Annotated in this window: 12 protein-coding genes and 1 tRNA gene; 7 read left to right on the forward strand and 6 right to left on the reverse strand. The window is 64.3% G+C overall.

Going from position 1 to position 16461, the window contains the following annotated elements; all coding sequences use genetic code 11:
* Positions 1 to 48 precede the first annotated feature (48 nt).
* Together V8Z74_RS13280 and V8Z74_RS13285 are read left to right on the forward strand one after the other, a co-directional pair.
* On the forward strand, positions 49 to 1587 hold the full coding sequence (locus V8Z74_RS13280; protein WP_349709588.1) for a 2-isopropylmalate synthase: 1539 nt from the start codon (positions 49 to 51) through the stop codon (positions 1585 to 1587).
* Between the two features lie 112 nt (positions 1588 to 1699).
* Positions 1700 to 2875 carry a serine hydrolase gene (locus tag V8Z74_RS13285; RefSeq protein WP_349709589.1) on the forward strand — a complete coding sequence of 392 codons (1176 nt, stop codon included), beginning with the start codon at positions 1700 to 1702 and terminating at the stop codon, positions 2873 to 2875.
* A gap of 188 nt (positions 2876 to 3063) precedes the next feature.
* On the opposite strand, the gene V8Z74_RS13290 is transcribed toward V8Z74_RS13285, so the two are convergent.
* The 3 genes from V8Z74_RS13290 to aat all read right to left on the reverse strand — a co-directional run bounded on the left by V8Z74_RS13290 (position 3064) and on the right by aat (position 5580).
* Entirely contained in the window at positions 3064 to 3897 is an 834-nt protein-coding gene (locus V8Z74_RS13290; protein WP_066481834.1) for an IclR family transcriptional regulator, read from the reverse strand.
* Between the two features lie 150 nt (positions 3898 to 4047).
* Positions 4048 to 4788, reverse strand: a complete 741-nt coding sequence (locus V8Z74_RS13295; protein ID WP_349709590.1) for an arginyltransferase — start codon at positions 4786 to 4788, stop codon at positions 4048 to 4050.
* Positions 4789 to 4845: 57 nt separating this feature from the next.
* Positions 4846 to 5580 (reverse strand): leucyl/phenylalanyl-tRNA--protein transferase, encoded by a 735-nt coding sequence (gene aat, locus V8Z74_RS13300; protein ID WP_349709591.1) that lies wholly within the window; start codon positions 5578 to 5580, stop codon positions 4846 to 4848.
* A 208-nt stretch (positions 5581 to 5788) separates the two neighbouring features.
* Here aat and V8Z74_RS13305 point away from each other — a divergent pair, with 208 nt between their 5' ends.
* Positions 5789 to 6109, forward strand: a complete 321-nt coding sequence (locus V8Z74_RS13305; RefSeq protein WP_349709592.1) for a hypothetical protein — start codon at positions 5789 to 5791, stop codon at positions 6107 to 6109.
* A gap of 62 nt (positions 6110 to 6171) precedes the next feature.
* On the opposite strand, the gene V8Z74_RS13310 is transcribed toward V8Z74_RS13305, so the two are convergent.
* A tRNA-Asn gene (locus V8Z74_RS13310) sits at positions 6172 to 6247 on the reverse strand.
* A gap of 291 nt (positions 6248 to 6538) precedes the next feature.
* On the opposite strand from V8Z74_RS13310, the gene def reads away from it, so the two are divergent.
* The 3 genes from def to V8Z74_RS13325 all read left to right on the forward strand — a co-directional run bounded on the left by def (position 6539) and on the right by V8Z74_RS13325 (position 10943).
* Positions 6539 to 7078, forward strand: coding sequence for a peptide deformylase (gene def, locus V8Z74_RS13315; RefSeq protein ID WP_349709593.1), 540 nt, complete (start codon positions 6539 to 6541; stop codon positions 7076 to 7078).
* Between the two features lie 501 nt (positions 7079 to 7579).
* Positions 7580 to 9070: a nucleobase:cation symporter-2 family protein gene (locus tag V8Z74_RS13320; RefSeq protein WP_066483610.1), complete on the forward strand. Its 1491-nt coding sequence runs from the start codon at positions 7580 to 7582 to the stop codon at positions 9068 to 9070.
* A gap of 385 nt (positions 9071 to 9455) precedes the next feature.
* Positions 9456 to 10943, forward strand: coding sequence for a nucleobase:cation symporter-2 family protein (locus tag V8Z74_RS13325; protein ID WP_349709594.1), 1488 nt, complete (start codon positions 9456 to 9458; stop codon positions 10941 to 10943).
* Between the two features lie 167 nt (positions 10944 to 11110).
* Here V8Z74_RS13325 and V8Z74_RS13330 read toward each other — a convergent pair whose 3' ends face one another.
* Complete coding sequence (locus tag V8Z74_RS13330; RefSeq protein ID WP_349709595.1) at positions 11111 to 13723, reverse strand: [protein-PII] uridylyltransferase; 2613 nt, start codon at positions 13721 to 13723, stop codon at positions 11111 to 11113.
* A gap of 116 nt (positions 13724 to 13839) precedes the next feature.
* Complete coding sequence (map, locus tag V8Z74_RS13335; protein ID WP_066483605.1) at positions 13840 to 14652, reverse strand: type I methionyl aminopeptidase; 813 nt, start codon at positions 14650 to 14652, stop codon at positions 13840 to 13842.
* A gap of 216 nt (positions 14653 to 14868) precedes the next feature.
* On the opposite strand from map, the gene V8Z74_RS13340 reads away from it, so the two are divergent.
* Complete coding sequence (locus V8Z74_RS13340; protein WP_349709596.1) at positions 14869 to 16293, forward strand: GGDEF domain-containing protein; 1425 nt, start codon at positions 14869 to 14871, stop codon at positions 16291 to 16293.
* Positions 16294 to 16461 lie beyond the last annotated feature (168 nt).

Raw genomic sequence — 16461 nt, forward strand, 5'->3', positions numbered from 1 at the left:
CCTCGATCTTTCGCGGGCGCCGTCATCAACAAGAAGAGAGACCCCACCATGTCCGACCAGCTCATCATTTTCGACACCACCTTGCGCGACGGGGAGCAGTCCCCCGGCGCCTCCATGACGCGCGATGAAAAGCTGCGCATCGCGCGCCAGCTCGAGCGCCTGAAGGTCGATGTGATCGAGGCCGGCTTTGCCGCAGCTTCCAATGGCGATTTCGAGTCCATCCAGACGATTGCGCGCGCCATCAAGGACTCCACCATCTGCTCGCTGTCGCGCGCCAACGACCGCGACATTGCGCGTTCGGCCGAGGCCTTGAAGGGTGCCAGCCGCGCGCGCATCCACACCTTCATCGCCACCAGCCCGCTGCACATGGAAAAGAAGCTGCGCATGAGCCCGGAGCAGGTGCTGGAGCAGGCCAGGCTGGCCGTGCGCTTCGGGCGCAATCTGATCGACGACATCGAGTTCAGCGCCGAGGACGGCTACCGCAGCGAGCCCGACTTCCTGTGCCGCGTGATCGAGGCGGTGATCAACGAAGGCGCCACCACCATCAATGTGCCCGATACCGTGGGCTACGCGGTTCCCGAGCTGTACGGCAACTTCATCAAGGACCTGCGCGAGCGCGTGCCCAATAGCGACAAGGCCATCTGGTCCGTGCATTGCCACAACGACCTGGGCATGGCCGTGGCCAATTCCCTGGCCGGCGTGAAGATCGGCGGCGCACGCCAGGTGGAGTGCACGATCAACGGCCTGGGCGAACGCGCGGGTAATTGCTCACTTGAAGAAATCGTCATGGCGGTCAAGACACGCAAGGACTATTTCGGCCTGGATCTGAACATCGACCCGCAGCACATCGTGGCGGCCAGCCGCATGGTCAGCCAGACCACGGGCTTCGTGGTACAGCCCAACAAGGCCGTGGTCGGCGCGAATGCGTTTGCCCATGCCTCGGGCATTCACCAGGATGGCGTGCTCAAGGCGCGCGACACATACGAGATCATGCGCGCCGAAGATGTGGGCTGGACCGCCAACAAGATCGTGCTGGGCAAGCTGTCGGGTCGCAATGCCTTCAAGCAGCGTCTGCAGGAGCTGGGCGTGGAGCTGGACAGCGAGGCTGCCATCAACGCCGCCTTCGCCAACTTCAAGGAGCTGGCCGACCGCAAGAGCGAGATCTTCGACGAAGACATCCTGGCGCTCGTGAATGCCCAGGGCGCGCTCGATCAGGTGGATACCTTCCACTTCATCTCGCTGGCGCAGCAGAGCGAGACAGGTGAGCGCCCACACGCGACCGTGGTCTTCAGCACCGATGGCAAGGAAGTCAAGGCCAGCTCCGACGGCAACGGCCCGGTCGATGCCTCGTTCAAGGCCATCGAATCGGAAGTGCGAAGCGGCGCCGAAATGCTGCTGTATTCGGTCAATGCCATCAGCGGTTCCACCGAAAGCCAGGGCGAGGTCACGGTGCGCCTGCAGCGCAACGGCCGGGTGGTCAACGGCGTGGGGGCGGACCCGGATATCGTGGTCGCTTCGGCCAAGGCCTATCTCAGCGCCTTGAACAAATTGCAAGGCAATAGCGAGATTGTGGCTGCACAAGGTTGAGGACAGGATTTATAATCTCACTCAGATTATCTAAAAAGTTGTTTAAGTGTTTGTCATTAAACAGCTTTTTTGTCTGAAGTAATTCCTCACATTTTGCTGCCTGGAGTATCGCATGCCGCTGCTTCGCTTATCCCGCCCCGGTCTGGTCTCTCATGCGGTGTCTTTGGCGCTGCTTGGCTGCGCTTTGGCGGTTCCCGTGGCGCATGCCGCTCCTGCTTCCAAGAAGGCGGCCAAAAAGCCCGTGGCGGCTGCGGCGCCTGCCCATAAAGCGGCGGCAAAGCCGGCTGCCAAGGCTTCGGCCAAGGTGGTTGCGGCCAAGCCTGCAGGCAAGACCAGGGTGGCGGCCACCGTGCGCGGCAAGCCCGAAAGGCTGGCGGCGGCAAAGACGGTGCACCGCGGCGGCCGTATTGCGGCAACCAAGGTATCCGTGCCGGCACGCTCCCTGGCTGCGCCGGTGATTGCCGAACGCTTGTCCTACGGCCAGATGGCGGGCCTGCACTCGGTCACGGATCCGCTGGATCTGGAAAGCAGCGTGGCCTTCGTGATGGACCAGGATACGCACGAAGTGCTGCTCAGCAAGAACGATCAGGCCGTGCTGCCCATCGCCTCGCTGACCAAGCTGATGACCGGCCTGCTGATTTCCCAGGCGCGCCTGCCGATGGACGAGATGATCACCATCACGCAGGACGACGTGGACACCGAGAAGTTCAGCCGTTCACGCCTGGCGGTGGGCACCACCCTGTCGCGCGCCGAGATGCTGCATCTGGCGCTGATGTCCAGCGAAAACCGTGCGGCCCATGCGCTGGGCCGCACCTATCCCGGCGGCCTGGCGCATTTCGTCCAGCTGATGAATGCCAAGGCCCAGCAGCTGGGCATGCGCGACACGCGCTATGTGGAACCCACGGGGCTGTCGAGCAGCAACCAGTCCAGCGCGCGCGATCTGGCGCTGCTGGTGAATGTGGCGCACAGCGATCCGCTGATGCGTGAATACACGACCTCGCCGGGCTATGAGGTGGCCGTGGGTCGCCGCACGCTGCAGTTCAACAACACCAACCGCCTGGTCAAGAGCGACCATTGGGATATCGGCCTGCAAAAGACCGGCTATATCTCCGAAGCCGGCCGTTGCCTGGTCATGCAGGCCCAGGTCGCGGGCCGCAAGCTGATCATGGTGTTCCTGGATTCCGCCGGCAAGTTCAGCCGGATCGCCGATGCCGAACGCGTGCGCCACTGGGTGGAGGGGATGGGCCCGACAGCCAGCAGCGGCGTTTCTCACCGTATCCGCGGCTGATTCTGGCTGCCATGGCCAAGAAGGCGCTACCTCGGTAGCGCCTTCTTTTTTTGTATCGCTATGCAATCAATAGTACTCTGCGCTGGCTGGTTATAGGCTGCAGGTCGCTATCTATATGGATTCCACAGATGGCAAGCGCTGATAGCTCACAAAAAAAGAAGCGGCCTGAACCGCTTCTTTTTTGTTCCTCAGTTATGGGTGCCAGGATTGCGTGCATAGGGATGGGCCGGCGGCACGGCGGGGCGGCTGCCGCTGAAGCCCAGCGCTGCCGAAATTTCCTGGGCCGTGGCCTGCAGGCGCGCAACCCAGCTCTCATCGAGCCGGTCCGCCGGGGCCGAGATGGACAGGCCGGCGATCAGCTTGTTCTGGTCGTCGTAAATGCCTGCGGCCATGCAGCGCACGCCGAGCTCCAGTTCTTCGTTGTCGCGCGCAATGCCGTGCTGGCGCACCTTGTCGAGTTCATGCTCGAGGTCCGCGAGCTGGGTGATGCTGAAATGGGTCTTGCCGGGCAGGCCGGTGCGCGTGGCATAGGCGCGCACCTGCTGTCCATCATCGGCCGCCAGAAACAGCTTGCCGTTGGATGTGAGGTGCAGGGGGGCATGGCCGCCGATGGCGCGCACCACCTGCATGCCCGAACGCTCGCTGTAGGCACGCTCCACGTAGACGATCTCGTCGCCCTGGCGCACCGAAAGGCTGACGGGCTGCTGGATCTGCCGGTACAGCTGGCGCATCGGCGTGATGGCGGCTTCACGCACGTTCAGCCGAGCCTTGACCAGATTGCCCAGCTCCAGGAAACGCATGCCCAGCCGATAGCTGCCCGATTCGGGGCGGTCGACGAAGCGGCCCAGGGCCAGGTCGTTGAGAATGCGGTGGGTGGTCGAAGGGTGCAGGCCGGTGCGCTCGCTGATCTCCTTGAGAGACACCGCTTCCTCGCGCGAGGCCAACACGTCGATCAACGTGAACATGCGCTCCAGGACCTGGACGCTAGGCTTGGCGGAGGCCGCAATATCGTCTTTTTTCATACGGTGGAGATGCGTTTCGGGATCTGGTCATTCTAGCGGTGCATCGTGGGCGGGACCATGCCATTGCGGTCGAATCGGTGCCCAATACGGAGTTTTTGCCGCAGTTTCCAGGGGTTTGCGGCAAAAAAGCCGCCATCAGCGCCCGAAGCTTCAGCGGTCCACGCGTTTCCACTGTTCCTGCTGGCGGATCTCGTGCGGCAGGAATTTGGCCTTGTAGCTCATCTTGGGGCTTTCGTCGATCCAGTAGCCCAGGTAGACGTAGGGCAGGTTCATGGCGCGGGCCTGATCGATCTGCCACAGCACATTGAAAGTGCCGTAGCTGGCATGGTCCTCGGGCTCGTAGAAGGTGTAGACGGCGGACAGGCCGTCTTCCAGCACATCCAGTATGGACACCATCTTCAGCGTACCCGGGCCACTGCCGCCGGCAGGCTCGCGGAATTCGACCAATCGCGAATTGACGCGGCTTTGCAGCAGGAACTGGGTGTACTGGTCCACGCTGTCGTGGTCCATGCCTCCGCCGCTGTGGCGGTGCTGCTGGTAGCGCAGGTAGAGCTGGTAATGCTCGTCCGCGTAATGCAGGCGCTGTATGGAAGTCTGCAGATCGCCATGCCGGGCCGCGGCACGGCGCTGGTTGCGGTTGGGCTTGAACTCCTGCGCCAGGATGCGCAGCGGAATGCAGGCGCGGCAGCCATCGCAGTAGGGGCGGTAGGTGAACATGCCGCTGCGGCGAAAGCCCAGCCCTACCAGTTCCGAATAGGCGGCGTTCTGTATCAGGTGGCTGGGCGTGGCGACCTGCGACCGTGCCATGCGCCCCGGCAGATAACTGCAGGGATAGGCGGCGGTGGCATAGAACTGCAGCGCATGCAGTGGCAAATCGTTCGGGTGCGTCATGGAAGTTTGCTGCAGCCGGTGGCTGGGCGGGCCGCTGCTTGAGCGGCCGGCTGTGCCTCAAAGCAATTGGTTCCAGTATAGGGGCGAGAAGTTCCACTGCATATCGGGATGCAGGCGCTGCTCGGCCACCGTGCGCAGGAATTGCGCGCGCGGAATCTCCCGGGCTCCCATGAAGGCCAGATGCGAGGTTGCCTGCTGGCAGTCTATCTGCGGTACGCCATGTGCCCGACAGAACGCCACCAGGGCGGCCAGTGCGATCTTGGAGGCATCGCTGGCATGGGCGAACATGGATTCGCCAAAGACCGCATGCCCGAGCGCGACGCAGTACAGCCCGCCCACCAGCTTGCCGTCCACCCAGGTTTCCACGCTGTGGGCGGCGCCTTGTTCGTGCAGCTCGGTGTAGGCTTTCACGATATCGTCGACGATCCAGGTGCCGCTCTGCCCGGCGCGCGGCGTCCGGGCGCAGTGCTGCATGACGGTGGTGAAGGCGCTGTCCATGCGGATTTCGCAATGCGCCTGCGCCGTGAAGCGCTGCAGCGTCTTGCGCAGGCTGCGGTGCAGGCGAAACTGCGAGGTCTGCAGCACCATCCGCGGATCGGGCGACCACCAGAGCACGGGCTGCCCTTCGCTGAACCACGGAAAGATGCCCTGCTGGTAGGCGGCGCGCAAATGCCGGGCGTCCAGTGCGCTGCCGGCCGCCAGCAGGCCGGGAATGGGATCGTTTTCTCCCCAGGTGGTGTGGACCGGGGGGAATTCTTCTTCGGGGTGCAGCCAGGGCAGAGGATGGGACATGCGGTTCAGGAGCGATGCGAACAGCCGCAAGTCTTGCACAGCTGCAGCGGTTTGCGGCAGCTTGGCCGACCTGGTAGGGCTGGCTCCTACGAACTGAAGTCGCCACCGGGGACAGATGGATCGGCGGTTTTTGTATTAGGCTGAAACCATGGCTTGGAGAAAGGGATAGCAAATCCATGCTTCCGCTGCCAGGCAAGGAGGATGAGCGATGTTTTTCAGCAGGATTTTTGGTGGAAGCCTTGCCGAGCCGCGCTATATCCGCCGTACGCGTGCCTATCTGCAGGAGGCGCGCATGGCGATGCTGGAGCACTCGATAGCGGCTGAGTATTACCAGTCTTCGGCCGAGATGTATGCAGAGCGCGCGGCGCGGCTCGAGGAGGAACTGCGCGCCTGGGAGCGCGGCGAGCAGCGTGTGCCCGAGGTGCCGCACCGGCATCAGGTCTACAGCTATGCCTCCTCCAAGCCGGTAGCGATGGAAGGTGCGCCCGTTCAGCCTGCTGCCACCGTGGGAGTCGTGCGGGCGGCCTGAAGCGCCTGTTGCCGCCGTGAAAAAAGAAAAAGCCTGTATGCGGACATACAGGCTTTTCAGTTTGGCTCCTCAACCTGGGCTCGAACCAGGGACCTACGGATTAACAGTCCGGCGCTCTACCGACTGAGCTATTGAGGAAGAAGACCTGGATTATAGAACGTAAAAAGAGGGCTGAAAGGAGTTACGGAGATTTTCCGAAAAAGAAGTGCGGGAAATCCATGCGCTCTTCACTGTGACTTGCCGGATTCGCATGCCGAATTCGCACGCTGCTTTCCCAAGCCTGCCGGCAAATGAATGCCATGTCCGGGCCGCATCTGGGTGCCGTGGGCGCTATGCTTGGGTAATGCCTGCGTGCCGCCATGGCGGCACGCAATTTCTCCCCTCTGTTCCATGCAGTGTCTGTCGGGCCCGGCCCGCTTCTGATTCACCATGACTGTCCGCGCCATCCTGAAGATGGGCGATCCGCGCCTGCTGCGCATCGCCCAGCCTGTCACGCAATTCGATACAGACGAACTGCATCTGCTGCTCACCGACTTGCTGGACACTATGCATGCAGCCAACGGCGCGGGTCTGGCGGCACCACAGATCGGCGTGGATCTGCAGATGGTGGTATTCGGCTCGGGGCAGCCCAATCCCCGCTATCCGCAGGCTCCTGTCGTGCCCCGCACGGTATTGATCAACCCGGTCGTCACGCCCCTGGGAGATGAAGAGCAACTGGACTGGGAGGGCTGCCTGTCGGTGCCGGGCATGCGCGGCATGGTGCCGCGCTGGAGCCGGGTGCGCTACACCGGCTTCGATGTCTGGGGCGAAGCCATCGACCGTACGGTCGATGGCTTTCATGCGCGCGTGGTGCAGCACGAGTGCGACCACCTGTGGGGCAAGCTTTACCCCATGCGGATGCGCGACTTCACGCAGTTCGGCTTCACCGAGGTGCTGTTTCCGGGCATCAGTGCTGCCGAAGATGACTGAAGGCTGACTGCGCAGAAGGGGCTGGGACGGGAGTGTCCGGTTTCCCCGGTGCCCTGGCCACGGCCCGACATGCGCGCAAGCGGCGCCGGGCATTGCCGCTGCTTTCAGGAACATGGTCCCCGCAAGGGTAATTTTGACCTTTATAGTCAGCTCTTTGTATACAAAACTGTAGACAATTTTTGTACCATTGCGACGTACAGTCGTGCCCATCATGTCGATACTGGCATGGCTGCGATAGCGTGAGGGAATGGGGAAGCATTCCATTCCTTCAGGCTGCATGGAGCAGACGAGAACAGTCTGCCGGGTCGTGGGAGAGTCGTTCTCTCTGCTGGGGTCATGCCCAGGCGGCTGATTCCAAAAGACATATTTCGGCAGACGTGGGGGCGCTTGCCGGTCGGACTGCGCTTGGTTGCAAGCTCGGGCCGATTGGCGCGCGCGTCGGATATTCAAGGAACAAGGGGCCCAAGAGCCCTTGAGAGTTGGAAAGACAAGGAGACAGCGATGAAGGATCACTCCGCAGCATCGATGGGTTCTGCACAGCAGAGACCCGAGGACGAGAACCTGGGCATCGGGGCCAATCTGATGTATGGCCTGCAGCACGTGCTGACCATGTACGGCGGCATCGTGGCCGTGCCCCTGATTGTTGCGGAGGCAGCGGGCATGTCGGCAGCCGACGCCGGCCTGCTGGTGACGGCCTGCCTGTTCATGGGTGGCGTGGCCACCTTGCTGCAGACGCTGGGCCTTCCGTTCTTCGGCTGCCGCCTGCCGCTGGTGCAGGGCGTGTCGTTCGCCGGCGTGGCCACCATGGTCAGCATTCTGCATACCGGCGGCGGCATCGGCGGGGTGCTGGGCGCCGTCATGTATGCCTCCATACTGGGTCTGATCATTGCCCCGGTCTTTTCGCGCATCACCAAATTCTTTCCGCCGCTGGTCAATGGCTGCGTGATCACCGTGATCGGCATGTCGCTGATGCCGGTGGCCGCGCACTGGGCCATGGGCGGCAATGCCAAGGCGGCCGACTACGGCAGCATGGGCAATGTGGGGCTGGCCGGGCTGTCGCTGTTCATGGTGCTGCTGTTCAGCAAGCTGGGCAATGCCACGCTGTCGCGCCTGTCGATCCTGGTGGCCATCGTGGTGGGCACGGTGACTGCCGTGTTCCTGGGCAAGGCCGATTTTTCGCAGGTATTCAACGGCCCCATCGTGGCCGTGCCCGCGCCGCTGCATTTCGGCTGGCCCGTGTTCGACATGGCTGCCACGATTTCCATGTTCATCGTGATCCTGGTGATCCTGGTGGAGACCTCGGCCGACGTGCTGGCCGTGGGTGAGATCGTGGGCAGTCCCGTCGACGGCCGCCGCCTGGGCAACGGCCTGCGCGCCGACATGCTCTCCAGCATCATCGCTCCCATCTTCGGCGGCTTCACGCAGAGCGCCTTTGCCCAGAACGTGGGCCTGGTGGCCGTGACCGGCATCAAGAGCCGCTTCGTAGTGGCTTTCAGCGGCCTGATCCTGATCGTGTTCGGCGTGCTGCCCGTGATGGGTCGCATCGTGGCCTGCGTGCCTCCCTCCGTGCTGGGCGGCGCGGGCCTGGTGCTGTTCGGCACCGTGGCAGCCAGCGGCATCCGCACCCTGGCCAAGGTGGAATACACCAACAACATGAACCTGATCATCGTGGCCACTTCGGTGGGCGCCGGCCTGCTGCCGGTGGTGGCGCCCAAGTTCTACGAGCAGTTCCCCAGCTGGTTCGCCACCATCTTCCATTCGGGCATCAGCGCAACTGCCCTGGTGGCCGTGGTGCTGAACCTGGTGTTCAACCATTTCAAGCAAGGCAATTCCGATCAGCCTTCCGTGTTCGAAGCCGGCTACGGCCGCGCACTGAGCCAGTCCGTGCTCGAGGCCCTGGCCGACGGCGACCGTGTCGAGAACGGCAAGCTCTACGACAAGGACGGCAACGAGATTCCGATTCTTCCCGCAGCGGCGGCTCACAGCCACTGAGGAGTCCTTTGAAAGTGCGCGCGGTGGGGCCCATGGCTCCGTCGTGAATTCCGCCGCTGCCCCGCAATGGGCAGCGGTTTTTTTTCGTGCGCCCTTCTCCGGCAACTGCTGCGGCCAGCCCTTTGGGGCGTTCTATACCGAACCCGCGATTGCCTGTATACGGCTGCCTGGATGTCGCAGCGAAACCGCCCCGGTAGAGTGAATGCTTCCGCGCGACAAGGCATGGGCACCGGCAGTCATGGGCCGGGCCGGCCCTTCCCGGCGGAGCTGGATCCAGGGCAGGGAGGATGGCTGCAGGCGGAGCAGGGCGCCCGGCTGCCGGTACCGTGCAGGCCCTGGCTTTCTTCCAGCTCTCCGGCAGAACAGACGAGACAAGGAGACACGCATGGAAAAGAAGAATGACGCATCACCGGCAATTGCGGCGATCCGGCCCGAGGACGAAAAGCTGGGCCTGACCGCCAACGTGCTTTACGGATTCCAGCACGTGCTGACCATGTATGGCGGCATCGTGGCGGTGCCGCTGGTCATGGCCAATGCCGCAGGCATGTCGGCCGCGGATACGGGCCTGCTCATCACGGCCTGCCTGTTCATGGGCGGCCTGGCCACCTTGCTGCAGACGTTGGGCATTCCGTTCTTCGGCTCGCGCCTGCCGCTGGTGCAGGGCGTGTCGTTCTCGGGCGTGGCCACGATGATCAGCATTCTGCATACCGGCGGCGGCATGCAGGGCGTGCTGGGGGCGGTGATCCTGGCCTCCCTGCTGGGGTTGGTGATCGCCCCGGTGTTTTCCAAGCTCACGCGCTTTTTTCCGCCGCTGGTCAATGGCTGCGTGATCACCATCATCGGCATGTCGCTGATGCCGGTGGCCGCGCACTGGGCCATGGGCGGCGACAGCCAGGCCGCCGACTACGGCAGCATGGGCAATATCGGCCTGGCCGGCCTGTCGCTGGTCATCGTGCTGGCGCTGAGCAAGGTCGGCAGCGCCATGATCTCGCGCCTGTCGATCCTGCTGGCCATCGTGCTGGGCACGGTCTTCGCGGCGCTGATCGGCAAGGCCGACTTCTCGGCCGTGGGCAGCGGCCCCTGGTTTGCCGTTCCCATGCCGCTGCATTTCGGCTGGCCCACCTTCAGCGTGGCGGCCACCATTTCCATGTCCATCGTGATCCTGGTCACGCTGGTGGAGACCTCGGCCGACATCCTGGCCGTGGGCGACATCGTTGGCACGCGTGTGGATTCCCGCCGCCTGGCCGACGGGCTGCGCGCCGACATGCTGTCCAGCGCCGTGGCGCCGTTCTTCGGTTCGTTCACGCAAAGCGCGTTTGCCCAGAACGTGGGCCTGGTGGCCGTGACGGGCATCAAGAGCCGCTATGTGGTGGCCTGCAGCGGCCTGATCCTGATCGCCTTCGGCCTGCTGCCCGTCATCGGGCGGCTGGTGGCCTGCGTGCCCTCGGCCGTGCTGGGGGGCGCCGGCCTGGTGTTGTTCGGCACCGTGGCGGCCAGCGGTATCCGCACGCTGGCCAAGGTGGACTACCACAACAACATGAATCTGATCATCGTGGCCGCTTCCATCGGCATGGGCATGCTGCCCATGGTCAAGCCCGATTTCTATCACCACTTCCCGGCCTGGTTCGCGACGATGTTCCATTCGGGCATCAGCTCGACCACGGTGACCGTGATGCTGTTGAACCTGGCGTTCAACCACTTCAGGGCGGGCAATCCCGAGCAGCCCTCGGTGTTCGAGGTGGGATCGGAGCGTATTCTGAGTGCATCCGTCATCAAGGCGCTGGCCGACGGCGACCGCGTGGAGAACGGCAGGATCTACGACAAGGATGGCAAGGAAGTGCCCATTCTTGCGGCGGCCGCGCACGGCCATTGAGAAAGAGCTTCAAGGTGCGCGTGGCGGGGCTCGGATCCCGCCGCGTATTCGGCCGCTGCCCGGGAACGGGTGGCGGCCTTTTTTATCAAAAATAGACGCTATTCCTTGCCGGTAAAGCGGTGTCTGCTATCGAAATGGAGTCGGCGCGGGCCGCGGCAGGCTTTCGCCTACGGATTCAGGGACAGGGCCTGGAGCAGCTCGGTCTCTATGCGCAGCTGGCGCTGGTTGTCCTGCAGCTCGGCGCCTTCGATCAGAAAGGTGTCGTCCACGCGCTCGCCCAGAGTGCTGATCTTGGCCAGCTGCACGCTGATGTGGTGCTGGGCCAGAACGCGGGCAATGGTATAGAGCAGGCCCGCGCGGTCGGTGGCCGAGATGGACAGCAGCCAGTGCTGGGCTTTTTCGTCGGGCCGCAGCAGCACGCGCGGCGCGAACGGAAAGCTCTTGACGCGGCGCGACAGCCGGCGGCGCGAAGGCTCGGGCAGCGGCCCTCCCAGGGCCAGGATCTGGGCCAGATCGCTTTCGATCATGTGCATGAGTTCGCGGTACTGCTCCTGCATGGCCGGAGCCACGACCTGGAAGGTATCGAGTGCATGGCCGTTGTGGGCCGTGTGCACGCGGGCGTCCAGGATGGAAAAGCCCGCGCGGTCGAAATAGCCGCAGATGCGCGCGAACAGGTCGGCCTGGTCCGGCGCATAGACCAGCACCTGCAGGCCTTCTCCCGCCAGCGAGCGACGCGCGCGCACCACGGGCTTGTCGGTGCCCACATGGCGCGACAGGTGGCGCGTGTGCCAGGCAATGTCGGCCGCCTCGTGGCGCATGAAGTAGCTGACGTCCAGCGTGTCCCAGAGCTTTTTGTGCGACTCGAACGGCTGGGCCGTGAGCGCCAGCTGCACCAGCGCCTCGCGCTTGCGCGCCTCGATCTCGGCCGCCGCGTCGGGCGCCCGCCCGCCCAGCACGCGCAGCGTCAGGCGGTAGGTGTCCTCGAGCAGCTTGCCCTTCCAGGCGCTCCAGACCTTGGGGCTGGTGCCGCGGATGTCGGCCACCGTGAGCAGGTACAGCGCCGTCAGGTAGCGTTCGTTGCCCACCCTTTCGGCGAAGGCCTTGATGACCTCGGGGTCGGACAGGTCCTGCTTCTGCGCCACCTGGCTCATGGTCAGGTGTTCGCGCACCAGGAATTCGATCAGCTCGGCATCCATCCTGGCAATGCCGTGCGCGCGGCAGAAACGCTTGGCCTCCAGGGCGCCGATGATGGAGTGGTCGCCGCCGCGGCCCTTGCCGATGTCGTGGAACAGCGCGGCCACATACAGGATCCAGGGCTTGTCCCAGCCCCCGGCCAGCTGGGAGCAGAACGGATATTCGTGCGCGTGCTCGGCCATGAAGAAGCGCCGCACATTGCGCAGCACCATGAGGATGTGCTGGTCCACGGTATAGACATGGAACAGGTCGTGCTGCATCTGGCCCACGATGCGCCGGAAGGGCCAGAGGTAGCGCCCCAGCACCGAAGTCTGGTTCATCAGCCGCATCGCATGCGTGATGCCGCGCGGCTGCTGCAGTATCTTCATGAAGGTGGCGCGGTTGACGGGATCGCGCCGGAAGGATGCGTCCATCAGATCGCGCGCGCCATACAGTGCGCGCAGCGTGCGCGAGGACAGGCCGGTGAACCCCTCGTGCTGCTCGTACATCAGAAAAGTCTCGAGGATGGCATGGGGTTCGCGCTCGTACAGGTCGTCGCTGGCTACCTCGATGGTGCCGGCCTTCTCGTAGAAGCGCTCGTTCAGCGCAATCAGCTCGTGGGAACGGGGGCTGAGCCGCTCCTCTATGCTCATGCGCACGATCTGACACAGCTGCGTCACGGCCTTGGCAGCCCAGTAGTAGTGGCGCATCAGCGTTTCGCCGGCGCGCATGGCCAGCCTGCGGCCTTCTGGCGTGGTGGAGCGGTAGCCGAAGGTCTCGGCCACGGCCGTCTGCAGGTCGAACACCAGCCGGTCCTCATGGCGGCCGGCCACCGCGTGCAGGCGTGCACGGATCAGGTCCAGCAGCGATTCATTGGCCTCCAGCTGCTGTTCTTCAAAGGCGGTGATCAGGCCTTTGTCGGCCAGCTCGCGCCAGCTGCTGCCGAAGCCGGCGGCGCGCGCCAGCCACAGCATGGTGTGCAGATCGCGCAGGCCGCCCGGCGATTCCTTGCAGTTGGGTTCCAGCGAATAGGGAGTGAAGTCGTACTTGCTGTGGCGCTGGCGCATCTCCAGCAGCTTGCCTTCCACAAAGGCCCGGGGGTCGAGCTGAGCCGCGAAGCGGGACTGGAAGTCGGCGAACAGCGCGCCGCTGCCCGTGACCAGGCGCGACTCCAGCATGGCCGTCTGCACCGTCAGGTCCTGCGCGGCATCGTGCAGGCTCTCGTGGATGCTGCGCACGCTGGAACCTATCTCCAGGCCGGCATCCCAGCAGCTGCTGATGAACTGCTCTATGCCCTGAAGAGGGGCGCAGTCTGCACCATCCTGGTGATCCGGCAGCAGGATCAGCACATCGATGTCGGAATAGGGAAACAGCTGGGCCCTGCCGAAGCCGCCGACCGCGAGCAGGCTGGCTTGCGGCGCAATGCCCGCGCGTTGCCACAGCTCGCGCAGCAGGGCATCGGCCAGGTCGCTGAAATGGTGGAGCACGCCGCGGATGCTGCGGCGGCTGAGCGTGGGCGTGCGCAGCTGGGCGATCAGCCTGGCCTTGTCTTCGCGGTAGCTGTCGCGCAGCTGCTCGAGTGTGGGCGTGGAGGTGGAAGAGGTCATGCGCTGCGGATCAAGAAGAATGGTTTGCGGCTTGCCGAGCAAAAAATATGCCGCACAGTGTGCGGCATATCCATGGAGTGGTGGTCCCGTATGCACCGCTGCGGTGCATGGGGCCCTCAGGTCTTGATGCCGGTGATGAAGTCGGGCGGCGTGGGCGAGCCGTCGGACCAGGTCAGCACGTCGTAGCCGGTCTTGGTCACGGCAATCATCAGCTCCCACTGGGCCGAGAGGCTGCGGTCCTTGGTGGTCACGGTCCAGCCGTCGGGCATGGCCTTGATGTCGCGCTTGCCCAGGTTGAGCATGGGCTCGATGGTGAAGACCATGCCTTCCTCGAGCACCACGCCGGTGCCGGGCTGGCCGTAGTGCAGCACCTGGGGCTCGTCATGGAATACCTTGCCGATGCCGTGGCCGCAGTATTCGCGCACCACCGACAGGTTGTGGCCTTCGGCAAAGCTCTGGATGGCGTGGCCGATGTCGCCCAGCGTGGCGCCGGGCCTGACCTGCTGAATGCCCTTCCACATGGCCTCGAAGGTCAGCTGGCACAGCCGTTTGCCGGCAATCGTGCCTTCGCCGATGATGAACATGCGGCTGTTGTCGCCGAACCAGCCGTCATCGGTGATGACGGTCACGTCCACATTGACGATGTCGCCCTTCTTGAGCGGCTTGTCGTTGGGAATGCCGTGGCACACCACATGATTGACCGAGGTGCAGACATAGGCCGGATAGGGCGTCATGCCCGGCGGCTGGTAGCCCAGGCAGGCGGTCTTGGTGCCTTGCTGCGCCATGCGCTCGGCGCACAGGTCGTCGATCTGCTGCGTGGTGATGCCGGGCTTGATATGGGGCGTGATGTAGTCCAGCACATCCGAGGCAAAGCGGCCTGCCACGCGCATGCGCTCGATGTCTTCGGGGCTCTTCAGGGTGATGCTCATTCCCGCAATTATCCCATCGTGCGCCAAAGCGGCGTGCCGGCCCAGCAGGCAACCGCGTCCGTTTCCCGGCAATTTCCGGGCCCGGGGTCGTAGAATGGCCGGGCGTTTTCTGTCTTTTCCATCAAGGCGGGAGGTCCACGCCAATCGCAGCCATTGCGCCGGGGACGGGAGGGCGCAGCGATATGGCAGCCACTCCTGTGCCGGAGATATAAAAACATGCGTGCCTCCGTTCTCCGCAACCAGCCCTGCGCTCCGGCTGACCGGCCCGTGGATGATGCGCGCGTGCTGCGTGCCGTCGGCGGCATCATGTCTGCCTCCAGTTCCGTCGACGCACGCTTCTTCGGCATGCTGGTGGAACGCTGTGTCACGGAAATGGGCGCAGACGGCGCCTGGGCGCATTTCCACAACGAGGCCGACTCTCCGGTCCAGACGGTCTTCAGCACAAGCTGCCAGGTAAGCGGCCGCGGCGACCTGGCTGCAGCCAGCGCCGCGGTCCATGCACTGCTGCGCGGCGGGGCGGCACTTTATCTGGAAAAGCGCTCGGCTTCCCTGCCGCAGACGCCGTGGTTCGCCCGGTTTGGCGCAGCCGCCTGCGTTGCATATCCGATCGGAGGGGATGAGGGTGCCTTGGCAGGCCATCTGGCCCTGCTGTTTCGCGCCAAGCCCGGGCGTGCCGGGCCCTATATCCATGCGCTGCAGGCGCTGGGGGCATTTGCGCGGCATGCGCTGCTGGACCGGCCGTGCAGGGACCGGGAAGCCGATGGCCTGCGCGAGGTCGTGGCGCAGTATGAAGCGGTATTCCAGACCGCGCCCGTGCTGGTGAATGTGTTCGGCGACGACGGCAAGTGCCTGCTGTGGAACGAAGAATGCGAGCGCCGCTTCGGCTGGACGATGGAGGAGGTCAATGCCCACCCGGAACCGCTGGCGCTGTTCTATCCCGATCCGGCGGTGCGGGCCCAGGTGAAGGCATCGGTGGGCGCAGAGCCCAGCCGGCTGTTCCGGGAATGGCATCCGCTGACCCGCAGCGGCGAGACGCTGAGCACGATCTGGTCGAATACACGCATGCCCAACGGCCGGGTCATCAACATCGGCCTGGACATCACGGAGCGAAAGCGGGCCGAGGCCGATATCGTGCGCCTGTCCCGCATCGACAGCCTGACCGGATGCTGGAACCGCGCCGAGATCCTGGACCGGCTCTCGCAGCGGCTGGTTTGGGCAAACCGGGGCGGTGCCGGCTTCACGGCCATGATGCTGGACCTGGATCATTTCAAGCAGGTCAACGATTGCCATGGGCACCTGGGAGGGGATGCTGCGCTCCAGCATTTTTGCGAGCTCCTGCGCGCCTGCCTGCGCGAGAATGACGCCATGGGACGGCTGGGCGGCGAGGAGTTCCTCGTGCTGCTCGACGAGGCCGATGCCCGGGCGGGCCATGCCGTGTTCGAACGGCTGCGCTTTTGCCTGCATGCCCAGCCCATTTCGCTGGGCGGTGTGCCCGCAGTGTTGACGGCCAGTGCCGGCATTGCGGTATTCGGCCCGGGCGATGCCACCGCCACCGATGTGCTCAGGCGGGCAGATCAGGCGCTGTATCAGGCCAAGCACCGGGGGCGCGACCAGGCCGTGGTGCATCAGGCCGGTGCCTGAGGCGGGCGGGACGGCCCGGCGCAAATCCCTTGTCCCTGCAGCGCGGCGGTCCGGGCAGGGTGGAGGGATGGCCCGGCTTGGTAGAATGCAGGGCTCACCGATTCAGCGCCTTGGCTTTGTCTTTCTGGAAAGACAGGGCCTGGGCGCTTTTCACAAGCCTTCACATAA

It is taken from the genome of Comamonas sp. w2-DMI (assembly GCF_040187735.1).
In the GTDB taxonomy this organism is placed as follows: Bacteria; Pseudomonadota; Gammaproteobacteria; order Burkholderiales; family Burkholderiaceae_C; genus Comamonas; species Comamonas terrae.

What these genes read in the sequence shown, in the direction of transcription:
- map (WP_066483605.1), bottom strand. Translation starts at nt 14,652, where the DNA reads ATGAGCATCACCCTGAAGAGCCCCGAAGACATCGAGCGCATGCGCGTG.
- V8Z74_RS13340 (WP_349709596.1), top strand. Translation starts at nt 14,869, where the DNA reads ATGCGTGCCTCCGTTCTCCGCAACCAGCCCTGCGCTCCGGCTGACCGG.
- V8Z74_RS13285 (WP_349709589.1), top strand. Translation starts at nt 1,700, where the DNA reads ATGCCGCTGCTTCGCTTATCCCGCCCCGGTCTGGTCTCTCATGCGGTG.
- V8Z74_RS13295 (WP_349709590.1), bottom strand. Translation starts at nt 4,788, where the DNA reads ATGACGCACCCGAACGATTTGCCACTGCATGCGCTGCAGTTCTATGCC.
- V8Z74_RS13325 (WP_349709594.1), top strand. Translation starts at nt 9,456, where the DNA reads ATGGAAAAGAAGAATGACGCATCACCGGCAATTGCGGCGATCCGGCCC.
- V8Z74_RS13305 (WP_349709592.1), top strand. Translation starts at nt 5,789, where the DNA reads ATGTTTTTCAGCAGGATTTTTGGTGGAAGCCTTGCCGAGCCGCGCTAT.
- aat (WP_349709591.1), bottom strand. Translation starts at nt 5,580, where the DNA reads ATGTCCCATCCTCTGCCCTGGCTGCACCCCGAAGAAGAATTCCCCCCG.
- V8Z74_RS13330 (WP_349709595.1), bottom strand. Translation starts at nt 13,723, where the DNA reads ATGACCTCTTCCACCTCCACGCCCACACTCGAGCAGCTGCGCGACAGC.
- def (WP_349709593.1), top strand. Translation starts at nt 6,539, where the DNA reads ATGACTGTCCGCGCCATCCTGAAGATGGGCGATCCGCGCCTGCTGCGC.
- V8Z74_RS13280 (WP_349709588.1), top strand. Translation starts at nt 49, where the DNA reads ATGTCCGACCAGCTCATCATTTTCGACACCACCTTGCGCGACGGGGAG.
- V8Z74_RS13320 (WP_066483610.1), top strand. Translation starts at nt 7,580, where the DNA reads ATGAAGGATCACTCCGCAGCATCGATGGGTTCTGCACAGCAGAGACCC.
- V8Z74_RS13290 (WP_066481834.1), bottom strand. Translation starts at nt 3,897, where the DNA reads ATGAAAAAAGACGATATTGCGGCCTCCGCCAAGCCTAGCGTCCAGGTC.